1 protein-coding gene is annotated in these 1,436 nt (G+C 68.7%); it reads right to left on the bottom strand.

Going from position 1 to position 1,436, the window contains the following annotated elements; genetic code table 11:
• Window positions 1–1,436, bottom strand: a 1,436-nt coding sequence (glgB, locus tag ACIRA5_RS53630) for a 1,4-alpha-glucan branching protein GlgB (RefSeq protein ID WP_403706020.1), incomplete at both ends; no start/stop codon positions are given.

The raw sequence follows: 1,436 nt of genomic DNA, 5'->3' as shown, positions 1-1,436 counted from the left end.
GGTGGGGGTTGTGGATGTTGCTGCCGCCGTAGCGGGCGGCGTCGGTGTTGAGGACTTCGTGCCAGGCGGGGATGTCTTCGGGGATGCCGAGGCGGTAGTCGTGGCGGACGGCGGGGGAGAAGTGGGAGACGGCGAGGAGGGGGGTGCCGTCGGTGTCGTGGCGGAGGAAGGCGAGGACGTTGTCGTCGGCGGCGTCGCCGGCGATCCAGGTGAAGCCGGCGGGGTCGGTGTCGCGTTGCCAGAGGGCGGGTTCGTGGCGGTAGACGGTGTTGAGGTCGCGGACGAGGTCGCGGATGCCGCGGTGGTCGGGTTCGGCGGGGTAGGCGGGGTCCAGGAGCCACCAGTCGGGGCCGTGGGTTTCGGACCATTCGGCGCCCTGGGCGAATTCCTGGCCCATGAAGAGGAGTTGTTTGCCGGGGTGGGCCCACATGAAGCCGAGGTAGGCGCGGGTGGTGGCGCGTTGCTGCCACCAGTCGCCGGGCATTTTCGACACGAGTGAGCGTTTGCCGTGGACGACCTCGTCGTGGGAGATGGGCAGGACGTAGTTCTCGCTGTAGGCGTACACCATCGAGAACGTCATCTCGTCGTGGTGGTACTTGCGATGGACCGGCTCGTGCTGCACATAGCTCAATGAGTCGTGCATCCACCCCATGTTCCACTTCAGCCCGAACCCCAGCCCCCCGAACCCGCCGGGCCCGGTGTGATGGGTGGCCCGGGTGACTCCGTCCCAGGCCGTGGATTCCTCGGCGATCGTCATGACGCCGGGTGCGCGGCGGTAGACGGTGGCGTTCATCTCCTGGAGGAAGGCGACGGCGTCGAGGTTCTCCCGGCCGCCGTGTTCGTTGGGGGTCCACTGTCCTGGTTCGCGTGAGTAGTCGAGGTAGAGCATCGAGGCGACGGCGTCGACGCGCAGGCCGTCGATGTGGAACTCCTCGCACCAGTACACGGCGTTGGCGACGAGGAAGTTGCGTACCTCGCGGCGTCCGAAGTCGAATTCGAGGGTGCCCCAGTCGGGGTGGGCGGCGCGCTGGGGGTCGGCGTGTTCGTAGAGGGGGCGTCCGTCGAATTCGGCGAGGGCCCAGTCGTCGCGCGGGAAGTGGGCCGGTACCCAGTCCATGAGGACGCCGATCCCGGCCCGGTGCAGGGCGTCGACGAGGTGTTTGAAGTCGTCGGGGGTGCCCAGGCGTGCGGTGGGGGCGTAGAAGCCGGTGACCTGGTAGCCCCAGGAGCCGCCGAAGGGGTGTTCGGCGACCGGCATCAGCTCGACATGGGTGAAGCCGAGGTCGCGGACGTAGGCGGGCAGTTGCTCGGCCAGTTGGCGGTAGGTCAGGCCGGGGCGCCACGAGGGGAGGTGGACCTCGTAGACGGACAGCGGTGCCTCGTGCACCGGACGGGCACCCCGCCCCGCCATCCACTCCTCGTCCGTCCACACATGG

The sequence above is a fragment of the Streptomyces sp. NPDC096311 genome (genome assembly GCF_044763085.1).
In the GTDB taxonomy this organism is placed as follows: Bacteria; Actinomycetota; Actinomycetes; order Streptomycetales; family Streptomycetaceae; genus Streptomyces.
Note: the sequence above shows the minus strand (reverse complement) of the source record. Positions and strands in the feature narration are given on the sequence as shown.